The sequence below is a fragment of the Rhizobium sp. TRM95796 genome, from assembly GCF_025779995.1.
Lineage (GTDB): Bacteria > Pseudomonadota > Alphaproteobacteria > Rhizobiales > Rhizobiaceae > Rhizobium_E.
Genome location: NZ_JAOXHE010000004.1, coordinates 479,934 through 503,100, shown reverse-complemented (window position 1 = coordinate 503,100; position 23,167 = coordinate 479,934). Strand labels below are relative to the sequence as shown.

General features: G+C 63.5%; 26 protein-coding genes. 7 read left to right on the top strand and 19 right to left on the bottom strand.

The features are described 5' to 3' along the window. Positions 1-194: 194 nt before the first annotated feature. Together OCK01_RS11150 and OCK01_RS11145 are read left to right on the top strand one after the other, a co-directional pair. The gene (locus tag OCK01_RS11150) at positions 195-1,226 is read left to right on the top strand and encodes a LysR substrate-binding domain-containing protein (RefSeq protein ID WP_182828548.1); all 1,032 of its coding nucleotides are present in this window, start codon (positions 195-197) and stop codon (positions 1,224-1,226) included. 59 nt (positions 1,227-1,285) lie between these two features. Further along, positions 1,286-1,726, top strand: coding sequence for a hypothetical protein (locus OCK01_RS11145; protein ID WP_263823985.1), 441 nt, complete (start codon positions 1,286-1,288; stop codon positions 1,724-1,726). Between the two features lie 10 nt (positions 1,727-1,736). On the opposite strand, the gene OCK01_RS11140 is transcribed toward OCK01_RS11145, so the two are convergent. Next, positions 1,737-2,021: a hypothetical protein gene (locus OCK01_RS11140; protein WP_263823984.1), complete on the bottom strand. Its 285-nt coding sequence runs from the start codon at positions 2,019-2,021 to the stop codon at positions 1,737-1,739. Positions 2,022-2,295: 274 nt separating this feature from the next. Between OCK01_RS11140 and iolG the strand changes: the two genes are divergently transcribed. Next, a complete protein-coding gene (gene iolG, locus OCK01_RS11135; RefSeq protein ID WP_263823983.1) occupies positions 2,296-3,285 on the top strand; it encodes an inositol 2-dehydrogenase in 990 nt (329 codons plus the stop codon). Between the two features lie 139 nt (positions 3,286-3,424). Continuing rightward, positions 3,425-4,669: an acyltransferase family protein gene (locus OCK01_RS11130; RefSeq protein ID WP_263823982.1), complete on the top strand. Its 1,245-nt coding sequence runs from the start codon at positions 3,425-3,427 to the stop codon at positions 4,667-4,669. Here the strand turns inward: OCK01_RS11130 and OCK01_RS11125 are convergent. The 8 genes from OCK01_RS11125 to ruvC are packed head-to-tail and all read right to left on the bottom strand — an operon-like array spanning position 4,564 to position 9,081. Beyond that, positions 4,564-5,463, bottom strand: a complete 900-nt coding sequence (locus OCK01_RS11125) for a metallophosphoesterase (RefSeq protein ID WP_263824027.1) — start codon at positions 5,461-5,463, stop codon at positions 4,564-4,566. The two genes, OCK01_RS11130 and OCK01_RS11125, sit on opposite strands and share 106 nt — an antisense overlap. A 2-nt stretch (positions 5,464-5,465) precedes the next feature. Beyond that, positions 5,466-6,506: a Holliday junction branch migration DNA helicase RuvB gene (gene ruvB, locus OCK01_RS11120; protein ID WP_263823981.1), complete on the bottom strand. Its 1,041-nt coding sequence runs from the start codon at positions 6,504-6,506 to the stop codon at positions 5,466-5,468. After that, the gene (locus OCK01_RS11115; RefSeq protein WP_263823980.1) at positions 6,503-6,901 is read right to left on the bottom strand and encodes a PIN domain-containing protein; all 399 of its coding nucleotides are present in this window, start codon (positions 6,899-6,901) and stop codon (positions 6,503-6,505) included. Before OCK01_RS11115 ends, ruvB begins: the two co-directional genes overlap by 4 nt. Beyond that, on the bottom strand, positions 6,898-7,158 hold the full coding sequence (locus OCK01_RS11110) for an AbrB/MazE/SpoVT family DNA-binding domain-containing protein (protein WP_182828542.1): 261 nt from the start codon (positions 7,156-7,158) through the stop codon (positions 6,898-6,900). The genes OCK01_RS11115 and OCK01_RS11110 overlap by 4 nt, the downstream gene beginning before the upstream one ends. 52 nt (positions 7,159-7,210) lie before the next feature. Beyond that, a complete protein-coding gene (ruvA, locus tag OCK01_RS11105) occupies positions 7,211-7,828 on the bottom strand; it encodes a Holliday junction branch migration protein RuvA (RefSeq protein WP_137154884.1) in 618 nt (205 codons plus the stop codon). A 15-nt stretch (positions 7,829-7,843) separates the two neighbouring features. After that, positions 7,844-8,251 carry a type II toxin-antitoxin system VapC family toxin gene (locus OCK01_RS11100; protein ID WP_263823979.1) on the bottom strand — a complete coding sequence of 136 codons (408 nt, stop codon included), beginning with the start codon at positions 8,249-8,251 and terminating at the stop codon, positions 7,844-7,846. 2 nt (positions 8,252-8,253) lie between these two features. Further along, a complete protein-coding gene (locus tag OCK01_RS11095) occupies positions 8,254-8,505 on the bottom strand; it encodes an AbrB/MazE/SpoVT family DNA-binding domain-containing protein (protein ID WP_263823978.1) in 252 nt (83 codons plus the stop codon). 54 nt (positions 8,506-8,559) lie between these two features. Further along, positions 8,560-9,081, bottom strand: a complete 522-nt coding sequence (gene ruvC / locus OCK01_RS11090; protein ID WP_263823977.1) for a crossover junction endodeoxyribonuclease RuvC — start codon at positions 9,079-9,081, stop codon at positions 8,560-8,562. 288 nt (positions 9,082-9,369) lie between these two features. Here ruvC and OCK01_RS11085 point away from each other — a divergent pair, with 288 nt between their 5' ends. Both OCK01_RS11085 and OCK01_RS11080 read left to right on the top strand, forming a co-directional pair. Beyond that, a complete protein-coding gene (locus tag OCK01_RS11085; RefSeq protein WP_263823976.1) occupies positions 9,370-11,658 on the top strand; it encodes a methyl-accepting chemotaxis protein in 2,289 nt (762 codons plus the stop codon). 118 nt (positions 11,659-11,776) lie between these two features. Continuing rightward, entirely contained in the window at positions 11,777-12,781 is a 1,005-nt protein-coding gene (locus OCK01_RS11080; RefSeq protein WP_263823975.1) for an LLM class flavin-dependent oxidoreductase, read from the top strand. A gap of 223 nt (positions 12,782-13,004) precedes the next feature. On the opposite strand, the gene OCK01_RS11075 is transcribed toward OCK01_RS11080, so the two are convergent. The 8 genes from OCK01_RS11075 to OCK01_RS11040 all read right to left on the bottom strand — a co-directional run bounded on the left by OCK01_RS11075 (position 13,005) and on the right by OCK01_RS11040 (position 20,262). Further along, positions 13,005-13,751 carry a YebC/PmpR family DNA-binding transcriptional regulator gene (locus OCK01_RS11075; RefSeq protein ID WP_263823974.1) on the bottom strand — a complete coding sequence of 249 codons (747 nt, stop codon included), beginning with the start codon at positions 13,749-13,751 and terminating at the stop codon, positions 13,005-13,007. 98 nt (positions 13,752-13,849) lie between these two features. Further along, a complete protein-coding gene (locus OCK01_RS11070) occupies positions 13,850-14,647 on the bottom strand; it encodes an MBL fold metallo-hydrolase (RefSeq protein WP_263823973.1) in 798 nt (265 codons plus the stop codon). A 119-nt stretch (positions 14,648-14,766) separates the two neighbouring features. Beyond that, positions 14,767-16,488 carry a hypothetical protein gene (locus OCK01_RS11065; RefSeq protein WP_263823972.1) on the bottom strand — a complete coding sequence of 574 codons (1,722 nt, stop codon included), beginning with the start codon at positions 16,486-16,488 and terminating at the stop codon, positions 14,767-14,769. 106 nt (positions 16,489-16,594) lie between these two features. Continuing rightward, entirely contained in the window at positions 16,595-17,419 is an 825-nt protein-coding gene (locus OCK01_RS11060) for a YmdB family metallophosphoesterase (RefSeq protein ID WP_263823971.1), read from the bottom strand. Beyond that, positions 17,420-18,004 (bottom strand): 5-formyltetrahydrofolate cyclo-ligase, encoded by a 585-nt coding sequence (locus OCK01_RS11055; RefSeq protein ID WP_263823970.1) that lies wholly within the window; start codon positions 18,002-18,004, stop codon positions 17,420-17,422. A gap of 93 nt (positions 18,005-18,097) precedes the next feature. Next, entirely contained in the window at positions 18,098-18,766 is a 669-nt protein-coding gene (locus OCK01_RS11050) for a DUF1345 domain-containing protein (protein ID WP_263823969.1), read from the bottom strand. Positions 18,767-18,775: 9 nt separating this feature from the next. Then, positions 18,776-18,967: a DUF1192 domain-containing protein gene (locus OCK01_RS11045; protein WP_263823968.1), complete on the bottom strand. Its 192-nt coding sequence runs from the start codon at positions 18,965-18,967 to the stop codon at positions 18,776-18,778. After that, positions 18,964-20,262, bottom strand: coding sequence for an MFS transporter (locus OCK01_RS11040; protein ID WP_263823967.1), 1,299 nt, complete (start codon positions 20,260-20,262; stop codon positions 18,964-18,966). The genes OCK01_RS11045 and OCK01_RS11040 overlap by 4 nt, the downstream gene beginning before the upstream one ends. A 194-nt stretch (positions 20,263-20,456) precedes the next feature. On the opposite strand from OCK01_RS11040, the gene OCK01_RS11035 reads away from it, so the two are divergent. Next, positions 20,457-20,612, top strand: coding sequence for a hypothetical protein (locus OCK01_RS11035; protein WP_263823966.1), 156 nt, complete (start codon positions 20,457-20,459; stop codon positions 20,610-20,612). Here the strand turns inward: OCK01_RS11035 and OCK01_RS11030 are convergent, their stop codons facing one another. Continuing rightward, positions 20,613-21,641, bottom strand: coding sequence for a peptidoglycan -binding protein (locus OCK01_RS11030; protein WP_263823965.1), 1,029 nt, complete (start codon positions 21,639-21,641; stop codon positions 20,613-20,615). It abuts the gene before it with no gap. Position 21,642: 1 nt separating this feature from the next. Then, positions 21,643-22,671: a flagellar motor protein MotA gene (locus OCK01_RS11025; protein ID WP_263823964.1), complete on the bottom strand. Its 1,029-nt coding sequence runs from the start codon at positions 22,669-22,671 to the stop codon at positions 21,643-21,645. Between the last annotated feature and the right edge of the window lie 496 nt (positions 22,672-23,167).

The following is a 23,167-nucleotide window of genomic DNA, read 5'->3' as shown; positions in this document are numbered from 1 at the left end:
GCAAACACCCTGGCGTGCCTTCCGCGACCGATCACGGAAGGAGCGGACCGAGGCGCTCCTCCAACTCCCCTCCCCTGCGTTCGAGCGCAAACTGCTCTTAAATCGATATAACTGTCAAATAGAATAGTGATAGCGCCTCATATCAAAAGTGATATAGTTGACAAAAAGTCATACTTTTCAATCGGAAACGTCGGATGAGCGATAGTGGAAATTTCAAGGCGCCAGCCCCGGAAGCGTTCAAAAACCGCTATCAAGCTGAAAAAGAGAGCGATTCTCTCATCAAAAGCGGCCTGAAGCTCAACCACCTGAGACTGATCTCCGCGCTCTCCGATCACGGCCAGGTCAGCGCGGCGGCCGAGGCGTTGATGATATCACAGCCTGCGGCTTCCCGCATGTTGCACGAAATCGAATCGATTCTCAAAGCCCCTTTGTGCGATCGCGTCGCCAAGGGCATGGTGATGACCCGCTTCGGCGAAGCCATGGCGCGCCGGGCCCGCGCCATCCTGCTCGAAATCCGCGAGGCCGATCGAGAGATCACCGAACTGAAGACCGGCTATGGCGGATCGGTGAATATCGGCTCGGTGACGGCGCCGGCCATCAGCCTCGCCGTGCCGGCCATCAACCGCGTCCGGGCGCTCTATCCCTCCATCCAGATCAACATCCAGCAGGACACCAGCAACGCGCTGGCCCGCGACCTGATGTCGGCGCGCTACGATTTCATCATGGGGCGCATGCCCGACGACATGAGTCCGCGCCAGTTCGACGCCCGGCCGCTCGGCCTGGAAAAGGCCTGCATCGTCGCTCGCGCCGGCCATCCGGTGCTTGAGACCGCGCCGGCGAGCCTGGCCGAACTCAGCGAACTCGAATGGGTGTTCCAGCCGCCGGGCTCGCTGCTCCGGAGGACGCTGGAGGTGATGTTCATCGAGCGCGGCCTGCCGCTGCCCTCCAATGTCGTCAGCACACCTTCGGTGACGCTGACCATGGCGCTGATCGCCGAGACCGACGCCATCGCCCCGATCGCCGAGGACGTGGCCCGCTTCATCGCGGGGAGCGGCAACCGCATGGGCCGGATCGCCATCGTGGAGACCGATTTCGACATCAATCTCAAGCCCTACAGCCTGATCACCGCACGCGGCCGGGCCCTGCCGCCCTCGGCCAAGATGCTGCATGACGTGATCCTCGACGAATGCGAGCGCAACCGGGTGGCGGATATCGAACCCCTGTGACCCCCCGCGCCAGCCTCGATCCATCCAGCCGGGGCAGAACAGGTTCGACAGGAGACGTGATGCCGGTTTTTGGACGCAGCCTCTTCGAGACGGTGCTCGAAGGATTGGATCGCGACGAAGAGCCCGCCGAGGAGATCGGCGCGGCCTATACACCGCCGCGCGGGTTGAGGGTTTCATTCGTCGGCCTGGCCGAAGAGGCGAAAGATTCTGCGGCGCTCAGTGACGCCAGGCGCGATTGGGCCGACTTGTTCGACGGCTATGCGCCGCCGCCGAAGCTCGATGCGCCGCCAGTCTGGCTCGCACGCCTTTCGGATGCGGAGATCAGCGAGGATCTCGCCCTCGATCAATGCCTGGGACCGGCGGAGATCCGCGAAAGACGGCGGGAGTTTGCGCTCGCCAATCACCCGGATCGCGTCGGAGCCGACTATCGCGACGCCGCGACGCGGCGGATGATGATCGCCAACCAGCTCATCGATGCGGCGCTGGCCCGCCTCGCCTGAGCGTCAGCGATCAGTCCGACGCATCGCCATCGCCACCGCCATCGCTGTCATCGGTCGTCACGGCAGGCGAGGCCGCAACCTGTTGCGGGGGCTTGTAAGCGATGATCAGCGTATAGACGCAATAGGCCGCCAGCGCGACGGCGATGACCATCCAGAAGGGCTGCCACGCATAGATTTCCAGCCCTGCCCACACGGCGACGGATGCGCAGATCGCATAACGTCTGACGGCGGGACGGTAGAATTCCGACGTCGTGTCGACCAGGTAGAAGGGCGGCTTGTTCTTGTCGGACGCCATGGTTGCCTCGGTTCGAGTTCACGGTTTCGCAAATCGCATGTTCGAGCCCGGGGAGCAAGGGCGATACGCCTGTATCGCCGCCGGGCGTGACGGAACATTTATTCCACCGGCGCTGAATTGATCCGGTCATTCCATTTTGATATGGAGAGGGCGCGACCGGTCGGAGCGAGGCGTTTGGCTGGCCGGAGGAGTCATCACGCCGATATTTCGCGCAGCGGGGCCAGGGGCGAACGAGCCGGTCCACGCGCGCCTGCAAACGAGGAAGAGCAATACAATGACAGTGAGATTCGGGGTTTTGGGCGCGGGCCGTATCGGCAAGGTGCACGCCAAGGCGGTGAGCGGCAATGCCGACGCCAAGCTCGTGGCCGTGGCCGACGCTTTCGCCGACGCGGCGACCGCGCTCGCCCAGCAATATGGCGCCGAAGTGCGCTCCATCAGCCAGATCGAGGCGGCCAACGACATCGACGCCGTGGTGATCTGCACCCCAACCGACACCCATGCCGACCTGATCGAGCGCTTTTCCCGCGCCGGCAAGGCGATCTTCTGCGAAAAGCCCGTCGATCTCGATGCGGGCCGCGTCGAGGCCTGCCTGAAAGTGGTGGAAGACACCAACGCCAAGCTGATGGTCGGCTTCAACCGCCGCTTCGACCCGCATTTCATGGCGGTGAAGCAGGCGATCGACGACGGCAAGATCGGCAAGGTCGAGATGGTCACCATCACCTCGCGCGATCCCGGCGCGCCGCCGGTCGACTACATTGCCCGCTCCGGCGGCATTTTCCGCGACATGACCATCCATGACTTCGACATGGCCCGCTTTCTGCTCGGCGAAGAAGTCGTCTCCGTCTCGGCCCATGCCGCCGTTCTCGTCGACCCGGCCATCGGCGAAGCCGGCGATTTCGACAGCGCCACGGTGATCCTGGAAACGGCGTCGGGCCGTCAGGCCGCGATCACCAATTCCCGCCGCGCCACATACGGCTACGACCAGCGCATCGAAGTGCACGGTTCCGAAGGCGTCGTCTCGGCCGAGAACCAGCGTCCGGTCTCGATCGAAATCGCCAACGGCCAAGGCTACACCCGCCCGCCGTTGCACGATTTCTTCATGACCCGCTATACCGAAGCCTATGCCAACGAGATCGCCAGCTTCATCGCCGCGATCGAACAGGGCGCGGCGATCAGCCCGACCGGCGCGGACGGCCTGCTCGCGCTGAAGCTGGCGGACGCCGCGCTCGAAAGCGTCAAAACGGGCAAGCGCGTCGCAGTCTGACACGATCCTGAGATCAGTGGACGCGTCGATGCGCCAATTCGGCGCGACGCGTCCACTTCGTTAACCAGAGAAGCGGCTCTTTTTGCGGATCGATTTCCTCGCGCGTTAAAGCACCGACGCATCGATGGAGACGCCGCATATGCCCCTCAACACCGACGAACAGCGCTACCAGACGCTGGACGGATTGCGCGGCGTCGCGGCGATCGCCGTGATGTTCGGACATTTTTCCCAGCAGCGGATCAGCATCCTCGGTCACCCGGTCGTTCCCTTCACCCAGAGCTCCCTGGCGGTCGATCTGTTCTTCATCCTCAGCGGCTTCGTGCTCAGCCACGCCTATGGCGCGCGTCTCGCCGACGGGCTGAGCTTCGGCGGCTTGATGCTGCGGCGCGTCGTGCGCCTCTATCCGATGTTTCTGATCGGCCTGACGCTCGGAGCGGCGGGGCTCGTGGCGATCGCCGCCCCCGGGCGCGCCGATCTCGGCGCCGGCGACGCGCTGGCGAGCGTGTGGACCAATCTCTTCTTCCTCCCCTACCTGGCGCATGATCACATGCGCGAGGCGACGGGAGGTCTGCTTTCGTCGCCGATCTTCCCGGCCAATCCGCCGGCCTGGTCGCTGTTTTTCGAGATGGTCGCGAGCGCGGGCCTGTTCTGGCTGATCCGTCTGAGGGGACGCGGCCTGGCGATCCTCGCTGCGGTCGGCTGGATCGGCTTTGTCGCGGCGGGGTTCTGGATCGGGCTCGATGGCGACAAGACCGGCTTCAACCCCTCGATCGGCTGGAGCCTCGACAGTTTCCTTGGCGGTTTTTTTCGCGTCGCCTATGGATTTGCGCTGGGCATGCTGATCCATCGCTGGCGCGCGACGATCGAGCAGGCGCTGCGTCCGCGCCTTCCGCGCATTCTCCTGGATCCCTGGATCCTCTACGCCATCGCCCTGGCTTCGCTCGTCAATCCTTTCGCCGCCCGCGGCGTCCTGACCGCGCCGACGCTGCTTGTGGTGATGCCTATGCTCGTGGCGCTGGCCACCATGTGTCGCCCCTCAGGCCGGGGCGTGACGAGGATCTCGCTGCTGTTGGGATCGCTTTCCTATCCACTCTACTGCCTGCATTATCCGATCGGTCGCCTGCTCGGCCTCGGCTGGCCGGAACTCGCGGCCCACAACGCGGTGTTTACCGGCGTGGCGGCCGCTATCTCGATCGGCGCCGCCTATCTCGCGGCAAGGTTCATCGACGAGCCGGCGCAGAGGGCGATTTCGCGGATGCGCGCCGCCAGAGCGGCTGGTCAACCCAGTTCGATCGACAGGATTTCGGGCCATGACCCGACACGCAGCGGCAGGGCCGAACATCCGAGCCCGCGCGACACGATGAGATCGCGTCCGCCTTCGTGATAATGGCCGGCGGGATAGCGCGCCGATCCCCGAGAGGCCGATACCGGCCGCCAGCCGAACAGATTGATCTGTCCGCCATGCGTATGCCCTGAAAGCGTCAGGCTGACCCGTCCGTTGACGCGATGGAAGATATCCGGCTCATGCGCCATCAGCAGCACCGGCTCGTCTGTCGCGACGCCCGACAAGGTCGACGGCAGATCGTCGACGCCTGCGAATGCCGTCCGTCCGAACCGTTTTCCCGGCCGGAGCGCCAGTTGATCGCCGAGTCCGGCGAGCCAGAAGCCGAGACCGTCCTTCTCGATGCGCGCGGCGCGGTTGACATAGACCTGAACGCCGATGGCCGCCAAGGCCTTCTCGGCGATGGTGGAGGTCTTTGGATCGCGCTGGAAGGACAGATCCTCCCAGTAATCGTGATTGCCGAGAGTGGCGTGCACGCCGAGCGGGGCCGACAGTCCCGCCATCGCCGCAGACCAGTCTGCGGCGGGGACCTCGCCGAGCACGAGATTCATGCCGCTGACATAATCACCCAGAAGCAGGATGATGTCGGGCTGCAGCGCATTGGCCCGATCGCAGATCGACCTGATGCGATCCGCAGTCATCCAGGGATCGCAGGCGTGGAAATCGGCGAGCGCGACGATGTGGAGCTTGAGCCCGGAGGTCCATCTCTTCGGCGTCAGTCGGTAGCGCGCCGCGCGAGGCGACGCCATGGCTTCCACGAAGGGATAACCGGCCAAGGCCGCCATGGCGGCGACGCCGCCGAGCGCCCATCGCAGAAAGGCCCGGCGGCTCAGCAGCATCAGTCGTCGTCCTGAAACAGGCCGATCTGCGTCTGGACGAGATTGGCGGGCGGCGTCAGCCCCAGATGTTTCCAGGCATTCGCGGTCAGCACGCGGCCGCGCGGCGTGCGCTGGATGAAGCCCTGCTGGATCAGATAGGGCTCAATGATGTCTTCGATCGCGTCGCGCGGTTCCGACAGACCAGCGGAAATCGTCTCGACGCCGACCGGGCCGCCGCCGAAATTGACGGCGATCATGGTGAGATAGCGGCGGTCGAGCTGGTCGAAGCCCATGCTGTCGACATCGAGCCGCGTCAACGCCCGATCGGCGATCTCGCGCGTGACGGCCTCGGCCTTGGCGACTTCGGCGAAATCGCGCACCCGGCGCAGCAGGCGGCCGGCGATGCGCGGCGTGCCGCGGGCGCGGCGGGCGATCTCGCGCGCGCCGTCGTCGGTCATGCCGAGACCCATCAGGCGAGCGCCGCGCTTGACGATCAGTTCCAGCTCTTCGACAGTATAGAAATTCAGCCGGACAGGAATGCCGAACCGGTCGCGGAGCGGATTGGTGAGCAGGCCGAGGCGCGTGGTGGCGGCGACCAGCGTGAATTTCGACAGGTCGATCTTGACCGACCGCGCCGCCGGCCCCTCGCCGATGATCAGGTCGAGCTGGTAATCTTCCATGGCGGGATAGAGGATTTCCTCAACCGCGGGATTGAGACGGTGGATTTCGTCGATGAACAGCACATCCCGCTCTTCGAGATTGGTCAGAAGGGCCGCGAGATCGCCGGCCTTGGCGATGACGGGCCCCGAGGTCGAGCGAAAATTGACGCCCAACTCCTTGGCCATGATCTGGGCGAGCGTGGTCTTGCCGAGCCCGGGCGGGCCGACGAACAGCACGTGATCGAGCGCCTCGCCGCGATTCTTCGCCGCCTCGATGAAGATCTTCAGATTGGCGCGCGCCTCCGCCTGGCCGGTGAACTCGTCGAGCGACTGCGGACGAAGCGCGGTGTCGAGATCGTCGCCGCGCTTTTCGGGAGACAGGAGGGTATTGGGGGCGCTCATTGCAGCAGTTCCATTTCGGGCAACTGCCGTGCAGCAGCCGTATCGAAGGTGCGGGTTGTCGGACAACCGTCGCGCTTGTTCCGTAGAGCAATTATGGTGTCGGCAAACTCGACGCTGGTGTCCGACATCCTCATCAAGACTGCTCCGATCAGTTCCTCGTCTTCAAAAACAAGATCTTCAGCCTGCAACAGGCTGAATACCGTATCCGCCACCAGTCGGCGTTCAAGTTTGAGACGCCGGCGAAGGTACCACGTGAATTCCAGCAAAGTGATGCAGTTCACATAGCCCGGGTTTTCTTTCGAAAGGCCGGCAACAAGCCTAACCGCGAGTTCGGTTTGAACCGGGTCATCCTTGAGGACCAAACGCAACAAGATATTGGTGTCAAGACCGATCATCGCGATGCCGCCACGTCATCCGCGATGGCGTCGGCAATAGACGTTTCAATATCAGCCACGCCGACCGCGGGGCGATCCGGATCATGCAGCAATCCGGCCAGATCGACGGCGCGCTTGTTCTTCACCCGCAACATAACTCTCGCTCCATCAATGAAATAATTGATTCGGTCCCCCACCCTTAAGTTGAGCGCATCCCGAACTTCAGAAGGGATGGTGGTTTGAGCCTTGGAGGTCAGCGTGCTGTGGACGATCAACATGACAGTTTCCTTGCGAATTCGTCAATGTAAGGAATAATAGCACAAGTAAGGATCACCGCGCCAGTTCCTTCAGGCCCAGGCGGATGAGCTTGGCGCTGTCGGCCCCCTCGCCGCCGTTCTTGAGCGCCGCAGCCACGGCGCTGGCTGCCTGATCCCGCGAATAGCCGAGATTGGTGAGCGCCGAGACGGCGTCGGCCACCGGCGCCGGTGCAACGCCCTCGCCCAGTTCCTGCTTGAGGCCGATCGACTGGCCGGCGTCGCCGCTGAAAGCCGGCGCCTTGCTCTTGAGTTCGGTGAGGATGCGCACGGCGACCTTGGGTCCGACCCCCGGCGCGCGGGAGATGGTGGTCTTGTCCTGCAGCGCGATGGCGTTGGCGAGTTCCGACGGCGTGAGCGTCGAGAGCACCGCCAGCGCCACCTTTGAGCCGACGCCCTGGACGATCTGCAGCATGCGGAACCATTCGCGCTCGAGCCCGCTCATGAAGCCGAACAGCTTGAGCTGGTCTTCCCGCACATAAGTCTCGATGAACAGCACCACCGCCTCACCGACGGAGCCGATGCGCGACAGCGTGCGGGCCGAGCAATGGGCGACGTAGCAGACGCCATGAACATCGACGAGCACATAGTCTTCGCCGATTTCCTCGATCACGCCTTTGAGTTTTCCGATCATGATAGCTGTCCGCGATTAGGGGTGAGTGTCGGGCGTGATGAGGGGCACGGTCGGAAAATAGCGTCGATAGCCCTTTGGATCGCGCGTCAGAATGTGATGGCCCGAAATGACGGCGTGAGCGCCGATCAGGAAGTCCGGGAGAACCCGTTCTCGCGTTCCGCCGCCGTCTCGATACTTCCGGAAGGCGGCGCCTGCCGCGAAGGCTGCGCTCCAGGGAAGATTCTCTCGGATAAACTCCGTCTCGGGAAGGACGGCGTCGACCTGTTCCTGCCGGGCGTAACGCACTGAAAATTCCGCATAGATAACCGGATTGATCAGCAGCCCGCCACGCGCTTCCGCCAGTCGACGACGGGACCAAGGGAGCCATTGAGGATCCCGCACAGCGATATCGACCAGGACGTTCGTATCGACGAGCACAGCCATTCTCAGCGATCCCGGGTCATCGCCATCAAGGCGTCGCCATCGATCGCCTGATCCCCAGTGCCTTCAATTCGATCCAGAACCTCAAGGAAATCGGCGAGCCGCCGCTGTTGCGCCACCTGCTCGCGACTGTGCTTCGGCGTCAGCACGACGCGGCCGCTTTCGACGGAAAATATGACTTCACTGTTGGGCTCGATGCCGACCAGTTCGCGAATATCGCGGGGTATCGTGACCTGACCTTTGGATGTGACTCGCATGGCGATCTCCTTGAGTAAGGAATATTCTTACCACGGAACAAGTCAAGAACAAACCTACAGCGCCGCCCTCGCCATCGCCTTCAGCCGGCTCGCCGCGCCGCCGAGATGGTGGGCGTGGCAGATGGCGATCGCCAGCGCGTCGGCGGCGTCGTTTCCCTGGAAGACCGCCTTGGGCATCAAGACTTTCAGCATCAGGTGAATTTGCTGTTTTTCGCCATGTCCAACGCCGATCACCGCCTTCTTGACGGCGTTCGGGGCGTATTCGGCCACCGGCAGGCCAGCGCGGGCAGGCACCAGCATCGCGATGCCACGGGCCTGGCCGAGCTTCAGCGTCGCGGTGGCGTCCTTGTTGACGAAGGTCTGTTCGACGGCGGCTTCATCGGGTTGGTGCAGATGGACGACGTCGGCGAGACCATCGTGAAGCTGGCAGAGCCGTGAGGCGAGGTCCGCCTTGTCGTCCGACGTCACCGTGCCGGACGCGACGAAACGCAGGGAGTTGCCGAGCGTCTCGATGACGCCCCAGCCGGTGCGACGCAGGCCGGGATCGATGCCGATGATCCGAATCAAAGCGCTCATCCAATGTTTCTCCTTTTGTTCTCAATAGGCGATATTTCATCCGATGAAAACAGGGAGCGGCAAGCTTTGGCGGAACTCAGACCTGCACTTTTCGAACTCGCCGCGCAGGCGAAGTGATTTGTTAACGTCAACTTAAAGAAATTAGGCAAACTGTAGGATAGTTACAAAAATGATCAGGCGCGTTTCCGCGTCGCCGCTGCGGTCCGAGACGGACATCTTCACGATGACCCGTCGTCCTACCACTGGCGTGCTCGCGGTGTCCGACATGGGTAAAGGTGAAGGCGGATGATGCCCCGAATTTTTCGATCGTTGAAGGCGAAGGTGGTCGGCCTGTTCGTGGCGCTCATCATCGTTTCGGTGAGCGCGCTGGTGTCGCTCAGCTATTTCGGCACACGCTCGGTCCTCGTGGATCAATCGGCCAAGGCGATGCACAGCATTCTGGAATTCCGGGTCGCCACGCTTCAAGGCCGCATCGCCCAGATCCGTGATCAGGCCGGCGCGCTGGCCGCCATCGAAACGCTGCAGAAATCCATGGTCAATCTCAAGAGCGGTTGGAAGACGCTCGACAAGAAGCCGGGCGAAGCCGCAGCCGCCCTGCGCGACGTCTTCGTCGCCAAAAACCCCAACCCGGCCGGCGAGCGGGAAAAGCTGGTGAAGCCGGAAGGTCCCAGCGGCTATTATTTCTCGGCGCATGAAGAATTGCAGCCGGAGGTCAAGAAGCTCCTGGCGTCCAGCCCCTTCTCCGATCTGCTGATGCTCGACGGCAAAGGCAACGTCGTCTATTCCTACAAGAAGGACGAGAGTTTCGCCGCCAATCTCGGCGACGCCGCCTGGGCGTCGACGGGTCTCGGCGCGCTGCAGGCGAAAACCATGGAAGCCGTGAAGACGGCGCAGACCGATGACGTCGCGCCGCTGTTTTCCGGCATCGGCGTCGACGCCAAGACCGGCGCGGCCGACGTCTATTTCGCGGCGCCGCTGCTCAATCTCGGCGCTCATCGCGGCACGTTCATCTTCAGGGTCAAGGACGAGGTTCTGGCGTCGGTTCTGTCGATGGCCATCGCCGAAGGCGGCAGCGAACAGGCAAGCATCGTCACGGCCGCGGGAGACGTGATCGGCCGCGGTTCCGATGGCCGCCTGGCCGCCGCCGGAAAACTATCCGCCGACGAGATGACGGGCCTGGACGAATTCGGCCGGGACATCGTCCGTCCCGACGGGCCCGCCAAGGGCTTCGCCTTGCCGATGGAGATCGACGGGGTCCGCTACCATGTGGCCGAGAGCGTGCTGACGCAGGAGTTGGATGCGGGCTCGTTCACGGTCGCGGAACAATTGACAGGCCTTGGGCTGGCCGTGTTGGTCGCGGCCGCAGCGCTTGCCGGCCTGATCCTCGGCCGGATGTTCCGTCCGCTGGTCAAGCTCGCCCATGCGACCGAAACCGTCGCCGCCGGACATCTGGGCGCCGTCATCGACGGTGCGGAGCGACCCGACGAGATCGGCGTAATGTCGCGCGCGCTCGTCTCCTTCCGCGACAAGCTGGTGCGCCAGCAGGCGCTGGAGAGCGAAGCGGAGGCCGCAAGACGCACCGAGGAAGAAGCGCGGCTCGGCCGCCTCGCCGAACAGGAACGCGAAGCAGCGACGCTGCAACACGTCGTCGATGCGCTGGGCGAAGGTCTTACCCGCATGTCCCGCGGCGACATCGCCTTTGCGATCGACGCGCGCTTCCCGCCGTCGCTCGACAGCCTGCGCCAGAATTTCAACGCCTCGATGGCGACGCTCGCCGATGCGTTGCAGGCCATCCGCCGCAATTCGCTGGCCGTGAGAGCCGGATCCGACGAAATGCGCGAAGGCGCCGACCAATTGGCCGAGCGCACCGAGCGCCAGTCGGTCGCCGTCAGCGAGACCGTCACCGCCATTCACCAGATCGTCCGCTCGGTCGACGCGCAGAAGGCGCGGGCCGGCGACGCCACCCGCATCGCCCGCGAGGCGGCGTCAGGGACAGAGCAGTCCGCCCATATCATGGAAAACGCGGTCAGGGCGATGGAGGCGATCCAGAACTCGTCGACCCAGATCAACTCGATCATCTCGGTGATCGACGAGATCGCCTTCCAGACCAATCTTCTCGCGCTGAACGCCGGCGTCGAGGCGGCCCGGGCCGGTGAAAGCGGCAAGGGTTTCGCCGTCGTCGCCCAGGAAGTGCGCGAGCTCGCCCAGCGCTCGGCCCGCGCCGCCAAGGAAATCACCGAACTTCTCAACAAGTCGACGCTCGACGTGCAGACGGGCGTGGAACTGGTCGAAAAGGCCGGGGCGGCGCTGCAATCGATCGGCGGCTATGTCGGCCAGATCAACGGCCGCATCGCCGAGATCATGACCGCGACCGCCGACGAGGCCGAAACGCTCGGCCATATCTCGGCCTCGGTGAGCGCCATCGACGGCATGACCCAGCAGAACGCCGCCATGGTGGAGGAAACGACCGCCGCGATTCACCAGCTGGCGCGCGAAGCCTCCGAAATGGACGGTCGCATCGCCCAGTTTCGCTTGGAAGCCGATGAGGCGCGCAGCGAGTTGCGCCGCGCCGGCTGATCGTTTTCGACCAAACTTGATGCGCCGCGCGGCCCCCTCGCGCGGCGTTTGTCGTTGAGGCAAGGTTGAAGGCCCCGCCCCTCCACCCTATCTCGGTGCTTTGACAGGGAGCCGAACCATGACCATTCCCTTTTCCATCCTCGATCTCGCCACCGTCGCCGAAGGCGGCACGCTGTCGGAGGCGCTGGCCAACACCCGCCGCATGGCCATTCGCGCCGAGGATCTGGGCTATAACCGCTATTGGCTGGCCGAACATCACGGCATGCCGGCGGTGGCGAGCGCGGCGACCGCCGTGCTGATCGGCCATGTCGGCGCGGCGACCAAGACCATCCGCATCGGCTCGGGCGGCGTGATGCTGCCCAATCATTCGCCTTTGGTGATCGCCGAACAGTTCGGCACGCTGGAAGCGCTGTTTCCCGGCCGCGTCGATCTCGGACTGGGCCGCGCGCCGGGCACCGACATGCGCACCGCCCGCGCGCTGAGGCGCGACCTCGACCAGAGCGCCCAGGGCTATCCGCAGGATGTGCTCGAGCTTCAGGCCTATCTCGCCGATCCCACGGATGAGCGCACCGTTCTCGCCGTGCCGGGCGCGGGTGCGAAAGTGCCGCTCTGGCTGTTGGGGTCGAGCCATTACAGCGCCCATCTCGCCGGCATGCTCGGCCTGCCCTACGCCTTCGCCTCGCATTTCGCGCCCGACGATCTCCTGGGCGCGTTGGAGATTTATCGCGAACGCTTCCAGCCCTCTGCCCAACTCGACCGTCCCTACGCCATGGTCGGCGTCATGAGCGCCATCGCCGAGACCGACGAGGAGGCGAACCATCTCTTCACCTCGGCCCAGCAGCAATTCATCAATCTCCGCCGCAACGACCGCACCCTCTTCCCGCGCCCGGTGAAATCCATGGACGGGATCTGGTCGGAGCAGGAGCGGATCGGCGTCGAACATACGTTGCGCTACGCCATTGTCGGCTCGCCGGAAACCGCCTCGCGCAAACTCGCCCGCTTCCTTGCCGACACAAGAGCGGACGAGGTGATCGTCTCCACGCCGATCCACGACATCGAGGCGCGGCTGCGCTCGATCGAGCTGTTCGCGGGACTGAGGCAGGAGATGGCGAAGGCGGCGTGAGGCTTGAGCAACTCTATGCTTTGGAGTTGAAGTGCCTGCAGCCCCTCATCCGGCTGCCGCCACCTTCTCCCCGCGCATGCGGGGCGAAGGACGATGGAGCGCAGGCTTTGCCAGATCCGCCTTCTCCCCGCTCTGCGCGGGGAGAAGGTCCCGGCAGGGGGATGAGGGGCGGCGCACGCCATCAACAAAAATGGCGCCGAGATCACCCGGCGCCAATCTTTTATTAAGCCGAAAGCTTGGCCATCACGTCTTCGGGAATATCCATATTGGTGTAGACATTCTGGACGTCGTCGTCGTCTTCCAGAGCGTCGCTCATCTTCATAAGCGATTGCGCCCGCTCTTCGTCGACCGGAATGCTGTTCTGGGCCCTCCAGATCGGCTTGACCGTTTCGGCTTCGCCGAGCAGGGCTTCGAGCGCCTTGGAGACTTCGCCGAGAGATTCGAAGGCGCAATAGACGGTGTGGCCGTCTTCGTCGGTCACGACATCGTCGGCGCCGGCTTCGATGGCCGCTTCCATGACCTTGTCGGCGTCGCCGGCGGCCAGCTTGTAGGTGATTTCGCCGACGTGATCGAAGGAGAAGGACACAGAGCCGGTTTCGCCCAATGCGCCGCCGGCCTTGGTGAAGATCGAGCGGACATTGGAGGCGGTGCGGTTGCGGTTGTCGGTCAGCGCCTCGACGATGACGGCGATGCCGCCGGGGCCATAGCCTTCGTAGCGGACTTCGTCATAATTCTCGCCATCGGCGCCCGACGCCTTCTTGATGGCGCGGTCGATATTGTCCTTGGGCATGGACTGGGCCTTGGCGTTCTGGATGGCCAGGCGCAGGCGCGAGTTCATGGTCGGGTCGGGCAGGCCGGCCTTGGCGGCCACGGTGATTTCGCGGGCGAGCTTGGAGAACATCTTCGAACGGATCGAATCCTGCTTCCCCTTGCGATGCATGATGTTCTTGAACTGTGAATGGCCTGCCATGGGCGTTCCTGCCGTCTTTGTTGTGACTGTCTTTTGGATGCGGCCTTATATTGCCGGACAGCACGCCGTTCAAGGGGGCCAAGCGCCGAGCCGGACGGTTAAAGCCCCTGAAGCACGAGGATCGTCGGCTTTTTCGGCAGGGAAGTGAGCGAGACGTCGACGGTTGCGCTCTCAGCGAAACGAAAATCGAAGTCGGACCCGAACAGCGCGAGGAAGGTTTCGACCGGTGGCCCGCGCCGGTGCATGGGCAGCACCAGCGACGAACGAAGGCGCTTGACGACGCGGCTCATCTTGTCGGCGCCCATTGTGAGACCTCCGTCGACGGGGACCATGACCACGTCGAGCCGACCGATTTCGGTGTAATGCCCCTCCGACAATTCGTGATGCAGATGGCCGAGATGACCGATGCAGAGGCCGGCGACCTCGAAGATGAAGATGGAATTGCCGTCCTTCTCCTCGCCGCCGTAACGGCGGATGTCCGTCGTGACATTGCGGATGAACGTATCGCGCAGCATCACTTCATGCTGCGCCTTCTCGCCGGGCGTATCGCTCCAGCCGTGAAGCACGTAATCGATCTCGGGATCCGGCGTCAGGGTGAAGTGGGTGGAATGGGCATGGTTCATCGTCGCCACCATCGGCGGGACTTCCGGCCTGTGCCAGCCGGAATAATCGGTGGCGATGGTGACGCCTTCGGGCGTGACGATATGGAAGGTGGAATGGCCGAGAAAGGTGATGCGCACCGTCTGGTCGGTCATCGCAGCCTTGAGAACCGGAAGTCCCTGGCCCTGATAGGCGGCGTAGCGCGCGCCAGGCAGGCTCTGCGCGATGGCCTGGCACTGGCTGAAATGTCTCGGCCTGTCCTGAGCCGAGGCCGCCGTGGCCGCGACCAACACCATAAACGCCGCCCATTTCAGCATTCATGCACCTCGCTCAAACCAAGGTTTATCGGCGAGGAGCATGCCCTGCGTCGAAGCCCGCGTCCAGTAGGCGGCAACGGTCGACAGTCACGATCGCGTTACGCAAACAAGACGTCGGCCCGGTCCAGATCTGCAAGCGTCGTTTGCTTGAGGGTCAGCGTATCCTCGCCATGACGCCCGAGGATGACCAGGTCGTGGCCCTCTTGATCGATATGTTGCGCCTTGAGATCACGCCAGTTCTCGATACCGGAAAAGGCTGTCAGATCGATCTTGTCCTGTGCGTCGAAATCCAGCACCACGTCATCGCCGTCCCGGCGGCTGAAGACGAACAGATCCGCGCCGCCGCCGCCCCACATCCTGTCGTCGCCGCGGCCGGAGTGGAAGATGTCCGCGCCCACGTCGCCCCATATGCGGTCGTCGCCTCCGCCCGCATGGAACGTATCGGAGCCCTCGCCGCCCCACAGGCGGTCATTTCCGGTCGCGCCGCCGATGTCGCCGAGAAGAATGTCGCCACGCTTTCCGCCTCTCAGCGTGTCGTCGCCGCCGCCGCCCTCGAGCAGATCCCGTCCCGAACCGCCAGTGATGACGTCGTCGCCGCTGAAGCCGAGAATGAAGAGATTGGCGCTCTCCCTGCCATAATTGACGGTGTTGTCGACGGCGACCCCAAAGCCGTTGACGTTGTTGTCGCCGCTGACGCCGCGCAAGGCCGCGCTCTCGCCGAACAATGCGACGAACCGGCCATAAGTCACGTCGGCGGCATAGGTCCAGGCCTTGGAGAATTCCGTGCCGATCAACTCGTAGAGATCGGCATAGTGGTTGACGAGGAATGTCGTGTCGAGATTGGCGGAGATCGCATATTGGTCGATCAACGGCGTCTCGAATTGCAGCCTGTTGTCGTTGAAATGGACCTGATCGGAAATCGCCGCGATGGAAAATCCGGTGATCAACGCCTGGGTGGGATCGACCTCGGCATGCGCCACCGCGTCGTAGCTCGAGGGATTGCGAACGATGTCGTTGGCCTGGTCATACTGGAAATACCAGTCCGGCGTCGACAGCTGCAGAGCTCCGTCCTCGTCGAAGGACGCCAGCGACCTGTCGTAATCCGTCAGGATGTCCAGCGCGGCGGGATCGATGCCGGCGGACGCCAGGGAAACGACCGACAGTTTCACGCCGTCGAGAGCCGCGAAACGGGCGCCGTCATAGATTGCGAAGAGATCCGCCACCGTGCCGCCGAGGCTGTGACCGGAGACCACGATTGCGGTGATCCTGTTGTCGGGATCGCCGACATAGTCGTAGATCTGGTCGATCAGGCCCTGAAGCTGCCGATAGTAACGCGCCTGACCGGACCCCGTGCCCGCTTCGCCATCGGCCAAGGGCCCGTCCGCATCCGTGCCGCGAAAGGTCAGATGCAGCGTTTCGCCGGTGTCGTTCGGCTTGGTGGTGACGATCGCCACCGCGCCGGCGCCCGTAAAGGCCTCGGCGTCTTCGCCGGAGCCGATATAGTTGTTGCGAAACAGACCTCCCGAATAGGTGAAGTTCCGGTCGTAGCCGTCGCTGTCGTCGCTTGCGGAAATTTCGCTGTCCGGGAAGCCGAGATCCGACGATGTCAGCGTGTTGAAACCCGACTTGGCGAGATAGGCGTCATAGGCGTCGTAAACGAACAGGGCCTCTCTATTTCCAGCGGCGTCGGGATCGCTGCTGGCGTCCATCTGATCGCGGTATTTTTCCGCCAGATAGTCGGAACTGCCATAGACGGCGCGATTCAAGCGGACGACATCGGCCAGAAGACCGACCACATGCGACGAAAATTGGCTGCTCATGAAACCCTCGCGTGACAATAGGCTTTGAATTCATAAGTTTCCGCCGAAGCCGGCAGAAATTTATAAATCATTTACTATCGTCTGGCGACAGCCGGATGACGCCGCTTCAAGCCCAGAAGGCAGGGATGGCTTCGGCGAGCCGCGGCCCCAGGCGCAGCGGCGCGACCTTCTCGGCCAGACCTGTGCGATCCGAGATCTCGACGCCGACGCCGCAGATCGTCGCCGGGCCATTGGCCGGCTCGAAGCGTCCGCGGGCGATCTTGGTAATGAAGCGGTTGAGCGGCTCCTCCTTCTCCATGCCGAGCGAGGAATCGTAATCGCCGCACATGCCGGCGTCGGTCATATAGGCGGTGCCGCCGTTGAGTATCTGGCAATCGGCCGTCGGCACATGCGTATGCGTGCCGACCACCAGGCTTGCGCGGCCGTCGACGAAATGGCCGAAGCATTGCTTCTCGCTCGACGCCTCGGCGTGGAAATCGAACAGCACCGCATCGACCTGTTCGCCGAGCGGGCAGGCGTCGAGAATGCGCTCTGCCGCCATGAAGGGATCGTCGAGATCGGGATGCATGAACACCCGGCCCATGATGTTGGAGACCAGCACGCGGGCGCCGTTGCGGGCGATGAACACGCCCGAGCCCTTGCCCGGCGCGCCGGGCGGAAAATTGGCGGGGCGGATGAACTGGTCGTGCCGATCGGCGAAGACCAGCGCCTCGCGCTGATCCCAGACATGGTTGCCGGTAGTCACCACATCGGCGCCGGCGGCGAGCGTGTCGAGGAAGATCTCTTCGGTGATGCCGAAGCCGGCGGCGGCGTTTTCACCGTTGACCACCACGAAATCGAGCTTGAGATCGGAGATGAGGCCCGGCAGACGGTCCCAGACCGCCTGCCGGCCCGCGCGGCCGACCATGTCGCCGAGAAAGAGAAGCCGCATTTACTGTCCTTTCGAAAATGTCCTGTAGCCGCTTTCGGTCACCATGGCGTCGAGCGGGACGTCATGCGCCTCGGCGGGAACCGCCTCGACCTGCTGGCAATCGAAGGCGACGCCGATGAGACGCGGCGTCATGCCCTTGTCGCGGAGCCGCGCGATGGCGCGATCGTAATGGCCGGCGCCGTAGCCGATGCGGTTGCCGTCGGCGTCGAAAGCCGAGAGCGGCATGAGCAGGATCTCCGGATCGACGATCGGCGCGTCCGGGCCCGGACCCGTTGTGCCGAAGCCGGTGCTGACCAGCGGCGCGCCATTCACCAGTTCGCGAAAGGCGATGGTCTGCCGGTCGAGGACCGCGGGCAGGCAGAGCCTCGCGCCCTGGCTCTTGAGATGGTGCATCAGCGGGCGGAGATCGACTTCCGAGCGGATCGGAAAGAAGCCAGAAATGATCTGACCGGGATCGAAGGAAAGCGCGCGAGCGGCGTGATCGGCGATCGCCAGGCTCTTTTCGATGCGGTCGGTCTCGGCGATGGCGTCGCGCGCCGCGAGCCTTCCCGTCCGGATTTCGTTTTTCAGCGCCTTGAAGTCCATGATCGGTCCCTAATTCTAGGGTGAAGCGTTTAGGCTTGTTTTGCGCGGGGGGCAATGCGTCACCGCGCCCGAACCGAGCGCATGGGCGGCGTTTCACAGGAGATTGGAGGCGATGTTGACGGTCAGCGCCAGAATGAAGGCGTTGAACAGGTAGGATATCACCGAATGGACCAGCGCCGTGGCGCGCATGGCGCGGCTTGCGACGGAAATATCGGCCGTCTGACTCGCGACGCCGATGGTGAAGGAGAAATAGAGGAAATCGACATAGTTGGGCGCGGTCTCGTCGGGGAAGATCAGCCCGCCCTGTCCCCGCCGGTCGAGCGACAGATAATATTCATGCGCATAGTGCTCGGTGAAGATCACATGGATGAAGATCCAGGACGAGACGATGGTGAAGGCCGCGAGCGCCGCATGGAATGCGCCGTCCGCGCCTTCGCCATGGCGGACCTGCGAGAGCACCGCGATGGTCGCCCCCAGGCTGATGATCACCGCCAGGAACGAAAAGGCGAGAACGGCAAAACGCCCCTCGTCCGTCGCCTTGGCCCGCTCCTTCATGTCGCCGTCGTCCGAGGTCAGCATCAGCACGAAGATCAGCGCCAAGAACAGCAGAACCGAGACGTTCCAGGACACGAGCAGGCTGACGGCGTGGCTGACGGCTGTCGACCAGACGAGCCCGGCATGCAGCACAACGCCCAGGGCCGCCGCCCCGTAAAAGCGCGGGCGGCGAACGACATGGCGCTTGAGGCGAATGGGCAGCGACAATGGCCCGTCTCAGGATTTGAACAGGGATTCGGCGGCGCTGCGGCTCGACGTCTTGGCGGCGATCTCGCGGTCGAGCCGGGCGATCTCGTCCTCGAGCAGCGCGATGCGGGCGCGGAGTTCGTCCGCCGACAGCATGGAAATGTCCATGCCGATCTCATGGGCGCGTTTGCGGGCGGGCTTGTCGTCGTCGATGAGGCTCATGCGGCTTCCACTCCTGCATCGCTGTCCGGCTTGGCCGGCGTCTGGTCGGCTGCAGCGGAGGATAGCTGAGAACGCGGGTTGAGCGCCAGACTTTCCGGCGTGGTCTGGGTGCCCGACGAAATGCTCTGATAGCTGTCGCGTTCGCCGACCGGGATCGGCGCGCGCAGCCGCGACCGGATGATGGCGTAGGCCGTGATCAGCGCATGCGCAGTCGCCGTGACGCCGAGCAGCGCATAGGGTCCGAAACGCTCCATGATCGGACCGCCGAGCGTCGGGCCGATCACCGTGCCGACGCCGTAGAGCAGCAGCAGACCGCCGGACACATTCATGAAGTCGGAGGGCTTGGCGAAGTCGTTGGCGTGCGCCACGGCGATCGGATAAAGCGCATTGGCGGTCGCGCCGTAGACGCCGATCAGCAGCAGCAGCGTCAGCACATTCTGCGGCTCGAGCACGAAGATCTGGAAGCCGGCGAGCCAGGCGATGCCGGAGAGAATGGCGAGAACATAACGACGGTCCATGCGGTCGGACATGCGCCCCGCCGGCATCTGCATCGCCGCGCCGGCGAAAATGGTGATCGTCATCATCAGCGCGATATCGCCCGAGGACAGGCCGGCCTTGGCGCCGAACACCGCGCCCAGCGTGCCCCAGGCGCCGTTGGCGATGCCGACCAGCAGGATGCCGATGAAGGACACCGGCGAATTGCGGTAGAGCGCGGCCAGGTCGAGCTTGATCTCGCTGAGCGGCGCCGGCGATTGCGCGTTGGACACCAGCGTCGGGATCATCGCCACGCAATAGAAGATGCCGGCGATCATGAACAGGATCGGCGTCTGGATATCGACGAACGCCACGGTCATCTGACCACCCACAACCCCGATCAGCGTGATCGAGATATAGAGCGAGAAGATCATGCCGCGGCTCTCGTTCGTGGCGCGCTCGTTGAGCCAGCTTTCGATGATCATGGCGGTCGCGGCGGTGCCGAAGCCGGTGGCGGCGCGCGACAGCACCCAGAAGGTCGGATTGACGGTGATGCCGGTCATCAGCGCGATGATGGCGATGAGCGAAATGAAGCCCGAGAAGGCGCGGACATGGCCCATGCGCTTGACCAGGGGACGGGCGAAGATGCAACCGAGCACGAAACCCGCCGCCCAGGACGTGCCGAAGAAGCCGAGCACCGTTTCCGAATAGCCTTCGAGCGTGCCGCGCATGGGCATGACCAGGCTGTGCAGACCGTTTCCGAGATAGAGAAACAGCGTTCCGATGAGAAGCGCCATGACGGAAACGAGGTTTTGCGGCATCGTCGATCCCCTGAGCAAGATTGGCGTCTCCCCTCCCCCGCGCGGCTGAGCCTGACGAGACCGGAGAGCGGTGATATGGATTTCGACAAGCCCGCGATTCGTCCGTCGTCCCCCGGCGTCGCGACCTGCCCATGCGCCGCAAACAAGCGGATCATCCCGCCGAGACTAAGGCAAAACTTTTAAGGATTTGAGATTTGGCGAAAATTCTTCCGCTTCTCGGCGTCATCCTGATGGTTTTGCACCTCATCCGCCCGCTCGGCCTGCCGGGGTTGCGGCGACGTCGCGACTTCTGGAAAATCGCCCTCGTGATGCTCGCAGCCCTCGGCATGACCGCGCTCCTGCGCGACTGATTATTTCTCGGTGAGCTTGAGCTCGATGCGTCGGTTCTGCGAGCGCGCTTCCGGCGTGTCGCCCTCGGCGATCGGCTGGAATTCGCCGAAACCCGCCGCCACCAGCCGGTTGGCCGGCACGCCCTTTGAGATCAGGAACTTGACCACCGACGTGGCGCGCGCGGAGGAAAGCTCCCAGTTGTCGCGATAGCGACCCGAGCCGGTGAGCGGCACGTTGTCGGTATGGCCGTCGACGCGCAGCACCCAGTCGATCTCGGCCGGAATTTCTTTCGTCAGCTCGATCAGCGCCGTCGCGAGCTTGCCCATCTCCTCCTGACCGGCCGGATTGAGATCCGGACCACCCGACGGGAACAGAACTTCCGACTGGAAGACGAAACGGTCGCCGACAATGCGGATGTTTTCGCGGTCCGAAAGGATCTCCCTCAGGCGACCGAAGAAATCGGACCGGTAGCGATTGAGTTCCTGGACACGCTGGGCCAGCGCGACATTCAGGCGACGGCCGAGATCGGCGATCTTGGCCTGGGAATTCTTGTCCCGCGTCTCCGACAGTTGCAGCGCCTGTTCGACCGCGGCGATCTGCGAGCGCAATGCGGCGATCTGCTGGTTGAGCAGTTCGACCTGATTGAGCGCCTGCTCGCTGATCTGCTTCTGGGCGTCGAGTTCGCCGGAGAGTTCACCGATGCGCTTGTTGGCGGTCGCCGACGAGCCGGCGCCCTGATCCAGCAACTGCTGCAGCCGCGACTTCTCGCTCTCCGCGTCGGCGAGTTGCGCCTGGATATTGGCGAGACTGTCCTCGACATCCTGCTTGCTGCCTTTTTCGAGCGCGAGCAGCTGGGTGAGTTCGTTGATCTGGCTGTTAAGCCGATCCAGCACCTCGTCCTTGCCGGTGATTTCGCGGCTCAGGATGAACTGGCCGAGCACGAACACCGTGAGAAGGAACATGATGGCCATGAGCAGCGTGGAGAGCGCATCCACGAAACCCGGCCAGTAATCGATGCTGCGCTGGCCGCCGCGACGCCGCAAGGCCATCTCACTTGTCCTCGAATTTTTCGGTCAGTTTGTCGAGCGTGCGCCGGAGCGCCTTGGCCTCCTCCTGCTGCGCCTCGATCCAGTCGCGCAGCATCTGCTGCTCGGTGCGCATGTTGCGCACCAGACCCTGGATACCCTCGGCGAGGCTGGCCATGGCGGCGGTGGAGCGCTGATTGCCGCCGCCTTCCTGGGTGATGCGCACCAGTTGCTCGGAAAGCGACTTCAACTCCTCGGTCGAACCCGTGCCCGCCTCGATCACCGGAGCGAAATCGGAAGAGACGTCGGTGACCGAAGACAGCCAGTTCTCCAGTTCGTTGTAGAAGCGGTTCTGCGCCCGACCGGCCTGCAGGTCGAGAAAGCCGAGGATCAGCGAGCCGGAGAGGCCGAAGAGCGAAGAGGAAAACGCCGTGCCCATGCCCTGCAACGGCGCCGACAGGCCCTGCTTCAGCGTATTGAGAATGTCGGCGCTCTCATTTGTGCCGGGATCCAGCCCCTGGATGACCGAATTGATCGAGCCGATCGTGCCGAGCAGACCCCAGAAGGTGCCGAGAAGACCGAGGAACACCAGCAATCCGGTGAGATAGCGGGTGGTGTCGCGCGTGTCGTCGAGACGCGTTGCGATCGAATCGAGGATGGAGCGCAGCGCCGCGGTCGAGATGGCGCCGGTGTTGGACGACCCCATCAGCGCACGCATCGGCGCGAGCATGACCGGATCGCGTCCGACTTTCTCGGCGCTGCCGGCCGCGCGGAAGGAGTTGAACCAGCGCACCTCGGGCCTGAGCGACAGCACATGATTGAAGGCCAGCAGGATGCCGATCAGCGCCACGCCGAGAATCAGGCCGTTGAGGCCCGGATTGGCCGAAAAGGCGGCATGCGCCTGTCGGAAGAGAATGGCGCCGGCGAAGCCGACCAGTATGAGAAACACCACCATCGTCCAGAAATAGGACATCGGGCTCGAAAGCTTGCGCCCGTAGACCGCTCCCTCCGCCGATTCGCCTTGGTCGCCCCCGAAAAAACCCGCACCGGCCATGAACCTGTCCACTCCTGCAAATGACGGTTGGAAACTAAATGAGAATTGCGCCGAATTGAAGAGGCAAGCAGACGGTGAATCCCATGCTGTCCACCGGCGCGACGCAACGGCGAGCGCGACCCGTCGACCCCCGAGACGCGCTGTTCCATTTCGACTTGCCGCTACGTCAGAAAGCCGGATTTATACTGTTTGTTAACCTTCCCGGCGTATAGCTGTTGTTATCCAGAGCTTCTGGATTCAGGCGGTCTCGTTTCGAGAAGTGGTCTGATTTTTCTCCCTGTTTTACCTTGAGAGCCGCTTTTCGCGGCTCTTTTTTTGCCCGTTTTCCGGCTGGCGCGCGGAGAGCGGAAGCTCGGGAGTTCCACCGCTTTCGAGTCAAGTTGTGGAGATTAACCCTTTCTTAAGAATCATGTTGCGAAAAGCCGGGACTGGCGGCATGATCCTGTTAAGAACAGCGACCCAGATGGATCTTAATGCTCAGACGGATCGTTAGTGT